Origin of the sequence: Enterococcus sp. DIV0421, assembly GCF_051713745.1 — a bacterium.
Classification (GTDB): Bacteria; Bacillota; Bacilli; order Lactobacillales; family Enterococcaceae; genus Enterococcus_D; species Enterococcus_D casseliflavus.
Window position 1 is genome coordinate 1405296 of sequence record NZ_JBIOQM010000002.1, and the last position, 13092, is coordinate 1418387.

At 29.1% G+C, this 13092-nt stretch carries 8 protein-coding genes; 2 read left to right on the forward strand and 6 right to left on the reverse strand.

Annotated features, from left to right (window positions below):
* Positions 1 to 1580: 1580 nt before the first annotated feature.
* From IGI96_RS17855 to IGI96_RS17880, 6 genes are all read right to left on the reverse strand, one after another.
* Positions 1581 to 1952: a DUF7006 family protein gene (locus IGI96_RS17855; protein ID WP_438785431.1), complete on the reverse strand. Its 372-nt coding sequence runs from the start codon at positions 1950 to 1952 to the stop codon at positions 1581 to 1583.
* A gap of 157 nt (positions 1953 to 2109) precedes the next feature.
* A complete protein-coding gene (locus IGI96_RS17860; RefSeq protein ID WP_438785432.1) occupies positions 2110 to 3276 on the reverse strand; it encodes a YSIRK-targeted surface antigen transcriptional regulator in 1167 nt (388 codons plus the stop codon).
* A gap of 136 nt (positions 3277 to 3412) precedes the next feature.
* A complete protein-coding gene (locus IGI96_RS17865; RefSeq protein WP_438785433.1) occupies positions 3413 to 4270 on the reverse strand; it encodes a class C sortase in 858 nt (285 codons plus the stop codon).
* Positions 4271 to 4358: 88 nt separating this feature from the next.
* A complete protein-coding gene (locus tag IGI96_RS17870) occupies positions 4359 to 5945 on the reverse strand; it encodes a SpaH/EbpB family LPXTG-anchored major pilin (RefSeq protein WP_438785434.1) in 1587 nt (528 codons plus the stop codon).
* Positions 5946 to 6057: 112 nt separating this feature from the next.
* A complete protein-coding gene (locus IGI96_RS17875) occupies positions 6058 to 10656 on the reverse strand; it encodes a SpaA isopeptide-forming pilin-related protein (RefSeq protein ID WP_438785435.1) in 4599 nt (1532 codons plus the stop codon).
* 49 nt (positions 10657 to 10705) lie between these two features.
* Entirely contained in the window at positions 10706 to 10990 is a 285-nt protein-coding gene (locus tag IGI96_RS17880; protein WP_438785436.1) for a helix-turn-helix domain-containing protein, read from the reverse strand.
* 250 nt (positions 10991 to 11240) lie between these two features.
* Between IGI96_RS17880 and IGI96_RS17885 the strand changes: the two genes are divergently transcribed.
* Both IGI96_RS17885 and IGI96_RS17890 read left to right on the forward strand, forming a co-directional pair.
* Positions 11241 to 11444, forward strand: a complete 204-nt coding sequence (locus IGI96_RS17885; RefSeq protein WP_438785471.1) for a transposase — start codon at positions 11241 to 11243, stop codon at positions 11442 to 11444.
* 184 nt (positions 11445 to 11628) lie between these two features.
* Positions 11629 to 12231 (forward strand): helix-turn-helix domain-containing protein, encoded by a 603-nt coding sequence (locus IGI96_RS17890; protein WP_438785437.1) that lies wholly within the window; start codon positions 11629 to 11631, stop codon positions 12229 to 12231.
* Positions 12232 to 13092: the final 861 nt, after the last annotated feature.

Consider the following 13092-nt stretch of genomic DNA (forward strand, 5'->3'; position numbering starts at 1 on the left):
ATTTCTCAGAGTACAATGGATATATGCAAAGGATCCAACAGCAATTTGCTAATCAGGCCTGTAGCTTTGTCTACCTTCATAAGTCTGTTAACCCAAACACTGTGTTTACTACCAATTCATTAACTGTTTGGATAAAGTGCTAGCATTTCAAATAGTAGTTGGAAGATTAGCACTTCTATCACAGTATTCGATTTGGCGAGCTCGTAGCCACACAGTGAGTTTCTAGAGATTCCTACAGTACCAAAACATTTTCCAAAATTTATATCGAAAGACATACTATATTCAGTCAAACACAAAATGAAAGTTTTGAATAGCATAGTATGGATATGATTAGAAGGCATGACAAAGAATCCTTAGGAAAAGTGAATTTTTGAAAAAATCAGTTAACGATCATTTTCTGCTCTTCCTATTCTAACGAGGGGAACTCCTGACCAATAGAGTGTTGTGATAATGTTGTGAGTTTGACAGCCTGTTTTTTTCAAAAGAGCCCTTTTAAGTCGGTGCGAATAAGATTAGCCAACCTCGTTATATTTGCATTTTCTAGCTTTCTAGCAGCAGAGGATTCTTTCAAAATCCTAAACACAATAGATTTGATATTTCACAGAAGAAGTACCAAAAAAAATGTACTAGTTCTGATAAAAGGTAAAAGTTGTATGTTGAGTTAAATACTTTAACTCAACCATCAAAGTCTGGGTATTAAAAAATTGTTTATCAAGATCTTTTCGTAGTCTTCGAGCAATCGTCATGCCATCTTTTTTATCGGTTGTGGTTTTGTAAGCTTTGATTTTCGGCAAATTTTTTAATTAAGTATGGCTTATAACTATATTGGTAAAACCTTCATGGTTATTTTCAATCTGAAGATGACAGATAAAATTTACGCTATGTTCCACTTACTATTTGCCTATGTAACCTTGTGATGAATTAAGCATCAAGAATAGAGATCATGCACTAGCAAACTTATTAACAATGTGACAAAGAGCTGTGGCCAGAGCCTTTCGACAACAGTATTCCAAAGGAATCTGGTAGAGGTTATACTAGTCCACAGCGTCTAGCTCAATTATAGACAAAATAACAGCTAGTTTAAACGAAATAGCTGATTAATTGAGTATCTTAAATATACAAGGAGTTTTTTATCGCTAAAGCTATTTCGTCCACGCGTAGAAACGCGCGTTTTTTTTATTTCGTACGCTACGCGAACGAAACTGACTAAAGTCAATAACAAAAGCCAGTTAAGCACTCTGCCTAACTGGTTATGACTAAATTTTCAGTTGTATCTTTCTCTACCAGCTCTGAATGTCGAAGAACCTATATCGAAGACCCTAAATACATTGTCAACTAAATCTTTTTCTAAACCACTAATTTATAAGAAATTCAAGAATATCGAGTTTAGTTTTATCATATAAACAATTTCATATAGAATTACTAAAATTCATCCATCTCATCCTTATTTTTATTAACATCTATCTTTAACCTAATAACATGAACTTCCTAAAAACCAACATATTAAACTATTTATAATTTAAATGATCGTAGCAGTATCAGACAAAAGATGAACTAATTTTAGTGTAAATTTTATTTTGTTATAGAACAGAAAAAAATAAAGAATTAGGTATTGGATCTATTTGGGTAAAACCAACCATTTCACTAAAATAACTCCTATAATCCTCATTAACAATTTTGATAATTAAATCTTCAGTCATTGAATTATCGTTACTTTCTTCCAAGAAAAACTTATATAATTGTAGTTTTGCATCTATCCCCATTATTTGAGCATGAATATCAAAAAAATTCTCTGGCGATATGATACTTATAAAACTTTTAAGTTGATCACATATGGTTGATATCTCCTTAACAATCAATGGATATTCATTTCTTATTTCATATCTTTTTATAAGATTTTCAAAGTATTCAAAATACTCTTTATCCGATAAATAATTATTTTGTACACTCATAACGTTTTTTTCCTTTCCAAAACTCACTAAAAATTATTATTTCAAATTAACGCATAATATTTTTATTATTTGTTTCACGACTAAAAAATAGTGATTATAGTATACGTGCCCAATAAAAATTAAATATGAAAAATTACCTGCTTACTATATTTTTCTGTTAAACATCAGTATCATTAAAATTTGCTATTAACGAATTCTTCTTTTGGAATTGTAAAGGTGTAATCCCTACAATCTTTTTAAAAGAATTACTAAAGTGAGCAGTATCATAAAAGTTTAATTGCCTCGAAACTTCACCTGGAGGTATATTTTCTAATAATAGATACTTAGCTACTTTTATTTTCTCATCTAATATATAAGATTTTATACCCTTTCCTGTTTCACTCTTAAAGCGCCGACGTAAATTTGTACTTGAAACATAAAAATACTTTTCAATATCTGAAATTTTTATATTTTCATAAATATGTAGATGAATATATTGTATAACTTGCTTAATAAATAATGTATACGAACAATTAATAGCACAATTTATAAGCTCTATAAAATGCATAACGCCACTGTGTCTAATTGATAATACTTCCAGTGTATTATCACACTTTTCTATCTCATTTATATATAAATTACGTATTCTTATACTTTCACATATATCCACTCCTAATTGAATCACAAAATTAGAAATTTTTTCCATTAATATAATACTGTAATCTTTCTCACTTCTCAAAGAATTATCCGTTGAAAAAGAAGGTACACTTAATCCAATATCAAAAATCAATTCTTTTAACAAATGTACCTTTCCTGTAGCTACTATAGAAAGTAACCTTTGTTCATAAATATATGAATATGAAATATTTTTAAAATTTTCTTCTTTTTTAAAAGACTTATCAGATGATAATTTTTGTTTATTTGCTTCCACTATATCATGAAGATACTTGGAGTATTTATTTTCAAAATTAGCATCGAACAATGAATCTATTAAAACAAGTAACTCCCTAAACTGACTTATGGAAAAAACATTCGATGTATCGAGATAGTTAGTATCTTTTTTTATTTTATCAGTTTCCAATTGTATAGATTCAGATACTAAAGGACCAATAAGAATAATAAAATCTTTTAAATTCATCAGAAAAAAAAGTTCATTAGTATTTCCATAATATACAGAAAAATCATCATAAAGTATATCCAGTTCCAACTCCCGAGGAAGTAATTGATCTGTAGTAGAAGTATAAGTTTTGTAACACTTACCCTCTAAATCATAAATGCCAAAAGGCAATTTACTTAACGCATGTAAACTTTTTATCTTCTTTTTATATTCTGTTGATATAGTCATTAAATCTATCGTCCATTCTTTACACTAAATATTACCTAAAACAATTCATCATTTATTGAATTTACAATTATAATACAATTAATCTGAACTAAGAGTATAATAAACAAAAAAAACGATTGTTTTTTACAACGATTCATCAATTATTTTTCGACAAAATATAATCCCTTCTAATCCATTTAAGTGTAAGTATTAAAAGAATAAATAGAAAAGTTAATAAGTAAATAATTATATTCATATAACGCATATGACTTTTCTTTATTTTATGGAATGATTTTTCTATTTTTTTCTCATTATATTCCACACGATAACCTGTAACCAATAATCTATGTGTGTTTATCATATATGGTGTACATGTTACTAAGGTTACTAATTCTCTATCTTTCTGTATATCCAACTCTTCAGTTTCACTAGGAAGAATAATCCTTATAGATTCTACTTTATATGCTAATTTTTTTCCCAATATATCTAGAAAAAAACATTCTCCTACTCTTATTTTATGCAAATCTGTAAATAATTTTTTATCAGGTAATCCAGAATGTCCGTTTATAACAGAATGAGTATTATTTTCACCAATTGGATAAGAAAACTCCTCCCATATAGTTGCACCATATTGCAATAAAACATCATCTGTCTTATCATATAAAGGTACAGCTAATTCTATAGTCGGTATATAAATAGCTCCAACAATGTGCTTTTTCAAATATTCAGATATTTTATTTCTCTTAGAACTTGACTTACTTTCTATAGAATTATATGTAAACATATTTCTATTTTCATATAACTCTTTATTTTTTTCTTTCATCTCTTTTAATTTTTCTTTCTGAGCTATAGATATCTTACTATTTTCATTTTTATAGTTCTCAATCATTTTTTGACTAACAATCTCGTTAATTTGAGTAACAATTAATGGGTAAGAAAATATGCCTAACCCTAAAAAAAACATGAAAACCAGAATGATTTTTAATGTATAATTTAGTTTATTCTTTCTCTGCATCAACTTCCCTCTCTACTTCTTACTTAAAATATCTAAGAAGGATGAAAACTGTTGATAAAGTTTCATCCTTCTCAGACCTTTATCTATCTTATATTTTTTTAGTTTTTCTGTATCCTACGTACGAAATAATCATGAGTAAAATACCTAATAATGAATATAAAATCGAGCCTTTCCCACCTGTTGACGGTAATATCCCTTTAGGTACATTTTTTATTATAGTTACCAAATCTTTTGAATCACTATAACTTCCTAAATCAACCGAGAAATCAATATCATTCTGTAGTTGTATATAAGTATTACTTGGTGCTTTTGTTTCTCTCAGTTTATAATTGATAGTTTCTTGTTTATTCTCAGAATAGAGTAATCCTTTTATTTTTACATAACCATCTTTATCAGAAACTAATCTTGTTGCATCATTATCGTTTGTAACCCAATCTTTAAAAACATACTCTCCACTTTGATTTCTTTCAAATTGAGCATAGGAAATTTTTTCAGCATCATTAACCACAATAAATTCAGCTCCAGATAAAGAATTTCCTGTATGCCCATCTATCTTCATAAATACTTTTCCTCCTGTTATAACACCTGGAGGTGGTGTAATTTCTGTCTTTGTTGTCGGATCATCATTAATGATAATTGAAGCCTTATTTTCTATTCCTTTATCTGGTATAACTTCAGTATTTAATTTCATGGAATAGTTTATTTTAATTTGTTTCCCAGCTAAATTCTGAATTTTGCTGCTATCGACATTTAAATGAACTTCAAATCCATTATCAATTTCTAACACGTTAAAATCCTCTTTACTTGCTTCTGAAGATTCAATCAAATCATCTATGTTTAAGGAACGCGCTACATAGGTCAATCCAGCATTAGGACTGTCTTTTATGACAAAACTGTCTAATTCACTGATATTACTAGGAAGATATATTTTTAATGAATATTCCAGAATATCTCCAGTGGTTACATTATGATAAGATTCTCCGTTATATACAACTTCATCAAAAGAATTTTTATTGTTAAACTCTTTAATGTCTTCTGCTGTTTCATTTTTGGGATATACTTGAATATTTGTATTTAATTCTTCTAAATACTGAACTTGATCATTCTCATCAAGAACAGGATTTCCATTTTCATCAGTCACTACTTTATACATAGGCATTGTCAATACAAGTGGTGCTGCACGTTTTGTAATTTTAGGCACATGTGGTGTTGTAGTTTCTAAAATCAAATATACGGCATCTTTATCATTTCTTTTTAAAGGAATGTTAGTAAAAGTAGTAGTACCGTTAGCATCATTTTCTAAAGCTCCTGTAAATTGTTCTTCACCTATTTTAGTAGCATAATTAGGAATACTAGAGCTCGCATCTAGTTGAATTTTTTCAATTGCAGACTCTGCTGTGTAAGGATCTGATCCAGTTAATAATGAATAATATTTTTCTGTCACATCGTATAAAGTAAAACCCGAACCATTTAACGGTTCTCCTCCTAAATTCTCCATAGTTTCACCAGAGTTTAGAATACTATCAGGCATTTCTTCCCAAACTCTCTTATTAACTGTAATTGATACAGTCCCAACCTCATCACCAATAACAGTATTAGCAATTAATAAGATCCCTGAAATAAAAACTGTAGTAATCAATACAATAAATGATGTTATTTTTCTTAATCTATTCATATTTTCCTCCAAATATTTTTATATCTTTTAAATCACAATTCATGTTCATGGTGTTACAATAATTATCTATTTGTTAATATTTTTTAATGGGGAAGATTACCAACTTTGAGAATTAATTATTATAACTAGATTTTTTGGAAATCATACCAACTATCCCGACCATAATGATCATCAAGATTGCTGCTAAAATAAATTTATAAACTCCCATACCACCTGTAAACGGTAAAGGCGCTATACGTTTATTTTCAACATCGAAAGAAATCTTAAATTTCCCCTCTGACGTTTCTTCTAGCACAATCATATTATCTTCATATAAAATATTATCATTATCGTTGTAGTATTTTAATTCCGCTATAATACTACCTTTAGGCCTTATCAATTTTCCATTTTCAAATTCATTTTCCTCGCATAATGAAATATCTAGTATAATATATCCCTTTAATTTAAGATACGAATTAGGCGCTTTAGTTTCTATTATTTTGTATTCTCCAAACTCAAATAGTTCCTTATAAAAAACCGTTTTATCAGTATTTTTTTCAAAAGATACTGGGCTTTCTATACTCCCATTTTCTTCAATCTTTTGTATATTAAATTCTGCGCCTTCAATTGCTGCTTTACTTAAACTATCAATTTTATTCAACTCTAATAACATAGGCTTAAAACTATTCTCAACAGTTAAAGTCAATGTCGATCCATCTTCAGAAATTTCTGTCGAATAAGGAGAATCATCTATCAATTCATCAAAAATAAATGATCCATCTATTCCAACTTCAAACATGAATTCTTCATCTATTATTGAATATCCGGCTACAGTATTTGTTTCTTTAATACTGTACTTTCCTGGAACTAACTCCAAATTTTTACTAAAATCTAAATCTTCATAGTTATATACATTACCAATCTCAATTGTTTTCTTTTTAAAGAAAGTTCCTACTCCATCATTATTATAGATAATTTTTGAATCATTAATGCCGGTTATACCAGAATAAGCTTTGTACACCGTCTCATTTTCATCATTTTCTAGTCTGAGTTCAAATTCTGTATTTGTTATGCTTTGCCCTAAGTTATTTATCTTCTTTACTTGCAAATTCTTTTTTATCATCTTATTTTCAACATTAAAGTACAACTTCATTTTTTCTTTATTTTCTGTAAGTAACTCATCAAAATCAAAGTAATTTATTTCCTCATCTTTACTATATTTGTAGCCCACACTATTATTTGACTTGTCTATGACTACATCCCAATAATCAACAGAGGAATCTAATTCAACAAATCCTTTTGGGGACTTACTTTCTACAACCCTATAAAATAGTTTGTTTTCTTTGGTATCATCTAATTCTAATGATACAGATTCATTATCTTTCTTAAAGATAACTAATCCTTGTTGGTCTGAAATTCCTTTTCCTACCAATAAATCATAAGTGATAGATCCATTTTCTTGTTTTTCTCCTTTGTACAATTCAAATTCTGCGCCTTCAAGTGGCATATTATCTGTGCCTTCAATAGTTTTGTTTATTTCAATTTCAATTGGTTTAGTTTGATTGACTAAGTCTAGTTGAAGATACAGTTTTTCAAAATCTTGATATTCACCTTCTGTGAGAGTTTGAACAATATATAAATCATAATTGTAATCAACCCCTCTATAAACGTATGGCCATAAACTTGACTCGGTTTTTCCATCATTATCAGATATTCTATTGGCTATTCTCTTTGCATTCAGATTATCTGGTATTCCAGTAAAATCAGTCAATTCATAGTGTCCTAAATGCTCATCAATTGAAGCAATTTCTTTTTTTATTTGAAAAGGAATCAAATAATCTAAAGTTTTATACCATTTTGGAGCAGCAGTTTCTTGAATCCAGTATTTTAAACTTTCATTAGTTGTTAATAAGTCAATAGTAGTTATAAAATTAGCTTGTCCATCATCATCCGTGATCTGTTTTTCTACAAATACAAGATTTTGGCCATCTATCTGTTGAACTATTGAATCATCATCATCTGAGGTTGCACTCCTATACAATGATATTACAACTCCACTAATAGGATTGTTACTAGAATCTACTTTATTTACACGTATATTCCTCTCACTATGTTTATAACGAATAGATGGAGCGGGTATAAACATTTTATTATTAACAGAATCATCATCCGGAATATCATCATATAAAGTTTCATTAATTAAATATGCTTGATTGTTCACTGTATAGAAATTTCCATTTTGTGCTGCTGCATCAAGCTTAACCTGATAGGTAATACGAACCATATCTCCTTCTCCTAATGATATACCCGAAAATAAGTATGCATGGTTTTTTCCCCCTCCTACATCGTTTATTATTGGTTTAGAAGTTATTTCAGGTTTGGGTCCATGAATGCTTTCATCCCATTTAATCGGCTTTTGATACTTAAACCCATCTTCTTTATTATTATTATCTAAATGGTAATATTCAATTTTAGCCTCATTTCCAGCCTTATATAATGAAACATTATTCCCTGTTTCATCATATAAACTAGCATCTTGAATAGTGTATACGAAATCACCTGCAATTTCTTTCAAAGCATAACTTAAATCAGTAGATGAGTTGGCTCCATAATAATAAGAATCATCATTATTAGAATTATTTTTTAAATCTGCTATGTTTTTTAGAACATTCCTACCCATTGCATCTGCTGAAGTAGAAGCTAATCCTAATCCTATACTATAAACTCTAGGTTTTTTTACTCCGTAATTATTAACATATAGATTTTTTAACCAATGATGATATGCTACTGTATTAACCGCATTTATTTTATTCAAATTATCATTTGATGAGGAGCCATCGCCGACCCATTCATCAGAGGCGACATCTTCAATTTCACCAAATCGGTAAAAATGATATGTTAGTTGACTACGAAAATCACTGGGTCTTTTGGATAAATCAAATTCGTTTGGATATTTTTCATTTAAATTAAAGGTACCACCCTGAATTTGCTCATAGTTTCTAAATAATTGAGAATTCTCTCCATCAGTTGTCCAAAAAGGGCTAACTTGTGAATCTGTATTATCCCAGATACTGTTATTACTTAAATCTGGAACAGTACTATTTAAAAATCTAGAAGAATGCATAAAACCACCATAAGACCATGTAGGAGTTCCATCACCAACAACTATTAATATTTTTTCTGGATCTCGATTAGGGTTTTCTTCGGTTTCTCCGTTATCTTTATAGAGTAGTTCATAGCCTTTTCTAATTCCGTAACTCATAGGGGTTCCATTATTTGGTTGAGCATCCGTTAATAGCACTTTATTTTTTTGAGGATCTAAAATGTCTTCTTTTTTTGAACTCATATCAAATATATCTGAGTTAATTCCCGTTTTACTTCCACCTTTGAAATCAACCATTCCAATACGAATATCCAAGTCAGGATTATCAAATAAATCACTTACCATATTTATTACTGAATCTTCAAGTACCTGATCTTTTGTATTTTCAGAATCCGAAATATTATCTCTCATACTTGCTGATTTATCGAGGACAAAAACTATATCTACAGGCTGAATTGTTTTTTTTGTTCCTCCGATTATATCCACATAAACATTATAGAAAGTTGTTTTTTCTTGATCATTTTTTACATGTGATGTAATAGGTTCTACCCATTTCTTTATAAACGCCCCTTTGTAATCAAGATAACTATTAGAAAAGGTTCTCCCGTTTTCTTCTTCCGTCTCCCATAACTGAATTGTGGGTGCAAATCCAACTCCATCTGGATCCAATTGCGCATTATTATCTTGTGAAGTGTAATCATAATTTCTCCAATTAGCACCTCCGGTACCGTACTCTCCATCAATAACATTTTGGTTTTCATCTAACAGTGGATTATCTTTAGCATTTATATATTTTCCAGTAGAAAAGTCATTTCCACTTAATGGGTTAGTAAAATCATTAGTTGTTGGTACCGGATATCTGATTTGTCCCGAGTCATCCAAATAATTATATTCGAAACTATCTTTACTATCATATGGACCTAGTTCACTATCTTTATAGTCAGTCACATTAATACTATCTCTCACAGAAAGTTCCTTCATTTGTTTTACTTTTTGTGACTGCATTTCTTTTAACTCTGTCAGTGAAGACTCATTTAAAACAATTTCATCATCTATATTTTCAGGAATGCTTTCATTATTTTCTTTAGCAGTAGTACTTTCATCCATTCTATCTTTAGAACTGCTTTCAACCGTTTCTTCATTCAAGATACTTTCATCTAAAGCAACAATAATAGGTAAATCCTCGGCATTACATTCTTTATTTGAATTAAATTTAATTAGCCCCTTCTTTTCCTCTACAGAAAAATTATCTACAAAATACCAGTCTAAATCCTTATCATCATCATCAACTTTAATAGTTTGTAAAACTTTTTGCGTTCCTTCTTTTACAGATAATCCCTCTCCCGTTATTTCTCTTATTTCATTAAAATAAGGATCTGTTTTATCAAACGCAATTCTTATACGACTTTCGTTTTGAGTATTTTTTTTTTCAAAAGCTACAATCCAATGAAAAACATTATTTTCTTTAATACAATTAGCTTCAATTCGAACATATTGTTCATCTAAAATTACTTTGTTTTTAGAAATATCCATTCTAGATTCATTTGCTAAACCAATCAAAATCAAACGTGTGAAAAAGATTAATAAGAAAAACACACTAAAAACTACCTTTATTAATTTTTTATCCATTTAACCCTCCTAAAATTTTCTGAATTTATCAAAGTAAATTTCTCTATTATTAATCCGAATTAAAATACACAAGAATATCTTCTTTTTTTACTGTTGTAAAGCAACTATTTTCCGTTCTCTTTGGAGAACGTTCTAAAAAAAAAAAAGCATTATTTGGTAAATACCCTAATATAATCATTATTTTTTTTAATTCATCTGCACCTATATAGATCTTACCATTTTCTCTTTGAGCGTATGTCTTTCTGGTCTTCCATCCTAATAATTCTGACATCTGTTCCTGTGTAAAGCCTTTAGCCTTACGAACAGCTTTTAAAAGTTCTAAATCTAAAAACATCTTATCGGCTCCTTTTATTATTTTTGAGACGCTTATTAATATAAATAATTCGTTCTCTTTTGTCAACATGTTTGATATTTTTATTTTCGAAAGTTATATGAACTAAATCAGCATTTTTGAGTTCTACAATATTAACAAGGACCTACGAGACTTGTCCCCCCTCCTCTATCACTTTAAACAGAGATAGCCAAAGCTTTTCTATACGATTAACAGCTTAGATCAATGCCACCCACAATTATTTTGTAAAAAGCTGACGCTTTTAAATAAATACAAATGTGAGATTCAATATGCTTTAAAACCCGTGAATAGTAATGGTTCATTAGAAGGAACAAACAACAAGATAAAAGCGATAAAACGAGTAGCCTACGGCTATCTAAATTTTCGAACAAGAATTCACCTTATTCAAGGCTTGATCTTCCAAGTAAAACAAAAACTAGTTAAGCACTACGCTTAACTAGTTTTGACTAAATTCTTATTTTTCGTTGCATCTTTCTCTACCAACACTAAATATCGAAGAGCCTTTTTTTTAATTAGACGTATTAGATTGTTTACATGGCATTGTTTTTTTTTTTCTATTGCTTTATTATGAAAGTGTTGGATTTAATGGGATATTCTATGATTAAGAGGAGATATTTGTGATGAGAAGTAATAAAGAAATAGTTCAAATCATTGATGCTAAAAGAATCGAAAAGAAAATGTCTATCAGTGAATTAGCAAGAGATGTTGGAATGGCAAAGTCAGCAGTATCGAGATATTTTAATTATACTCGAGAATTCCCTCTAAATAGAATTGAAGATTTTGCTAATGCTTTAGGACTTTCCTCAAAGCAAATACTTGGTTTTAGTGACAATGAAGAACCAAATGATATAACTAATGACAGTTCAGAATTGATTCCATTAGATAAAAAGCTTGGATTAAAAATACTTCAAGTCAGAGAACAGAAAAATATTTCACGTGATCAATTTGCACGAATACTTAACATTAGTATACATGAATTAAAAGCCTATGAAGATGGAATAAAACCATTCTCTGTTCACATGACTTTTCGCTTCGCAATAGCTTTAAATTTAACTTTTGATGAATTATTTCCCGAAGATATCAAATACGAAGAAATTCCTGCGATCGTAAAAGTGGATGAAACAAATAAATTCATAGTAACCGCAGATGGAAATAAATATGAACTAAATAGTGATGAAATGAAAAAGGTAAAAAATCTTCTCATATATATGAATAGACAATAGTATTTTTGAAAGCCTTTAAAGTAATAAATATAATCAATAGAAATATTTATATAATTTAAACAGTAATCATATAATTCAGTAAACAAAAAATTAGATTAAAAATCTTAAATACATTAGTTATTATCATTTTGAAAATCGGCATTTTACTTTCTTAAGACAATATTGTCCAAAGTCACTCGAAAGCGATCAGCAATCATGTAGACTAACGTAAAAAAATCGATGATCTTTTGAATTATAATAAGTGGATAACGATGATTTTTAAAAACTTTCAGTTCTTTCTACTACAATTTAAACAATAATAGTAGTCATAGCTTTTCAATATGATCTTAATAATTTATTAGATCGGAATAGTTTTGTAAAAAGTTGTCATTTAAGAAATATAAACTATGTATTCAATCTATTTAAAAGTTACTCAGAAAAACAGAGAAAGCGCTCACTTTTCCACCTGTTTTTCTGAGTATTAATTATATATTTCTAATTAGTATTGAGAAGTATCTTCTTGATCAGATACATTAGCAAATAAATCAACGTTAAGTAAAAAAGCACTCTTAAGTTATATCATCATAAACTCCATTTTCAACAGATTGATTTCTGTCCCTTCAAGCATATTCAGTAAATCCAAAAGTTCAGTGCATTCCTCTCGTTTGGATCCATGCTTTCAACAAATAAAAGATGAGAGATAAAATCATTGGTCAGTTTTAATTATTATAAACATCCACTATTACTTTCACTCGTATTCATACCAGATAGTTTAAGATACATTTTATAGATATCACTTGTATTTGGAGAAAAAGATACAAACGGAAAGACAATCTTAACTTAACCAGAAAGCCCAAAATTCCTCTGTGATTCCTTTTTATC